This is a genomic window from Streptomyces millisiae (genome assembly GCF_031845425.1).
GTDB lineage: Bacteria > Actinomycetota > Actinomycetes > Streptomycetales > Streptomycetaceae > Streptomyces > Streptomyces millisiae.
In genome coordinates this window covers 1-490 of the sequence record NZ_JAVREM010000228.1, presented here as the reverse complement: position 1 = coordinate 490, position 490 = coordinate 1, and the positions used below count along the sequence as shown (strand labels likewise).

Here is a 490-nt window from a genome sequence, read left to right as displayed (position 1 = left end):
CACCAATACGGTGACATCCCACCCCACCGAGGATTTCCTGAAGTTCATCGCCGAACGCGGGCAGACCTTCGAGGAAGCCGCCGCGGCTCGGCAGGAGGCGTCGGGCAAGCATTGCCGTATCGAGACACCTCGGTATGCGGACAGCATTTCGCGCTGGGCCGCCGCGCGATGAGTTCGGCAATTCTGTTCGACAGCCCCGGCCCGCCCGAAGTTCTGCACTGGCGCAACGTGAAACCGCTGGTCCCCCGCACCCACGAGGTGGTCATCGGCGTGGAAGCGGCCGGTGTCAACAACGCGGACCTCATGCAACGGCGCGGGCACTACCCGGTGCCAGATTGGGCACCACGCCCGCTGGGGCTCGAATGCGCCGGAACGATCACCGCCGTCGGGACCGACGTCGCCGACTGGACGGTCGGCGACCGCGTGTGCGCGTTGTTGGACGGGGGCGGCTACGCGGACGAGGTGGCGGTGCCGGCCACCCAGGTCATGC

Annotated in this window: 1 protein-coding gene; it reads left to right on the top strand. The window is 68.2% G+C overall.

The annotated features are described in order from the left end of the window. Positions 1-228 precede the first annotated feature (228 nt). Positions 229-490, top strand: a 262-nt coding sequence (locus RNC47_RS36380) for an alcohol dehydrogenase catalytic domain-containing protein (RefSeq protein ID WP_311605147.1), incomplete at its 3' end; no start/stop codon positions are given.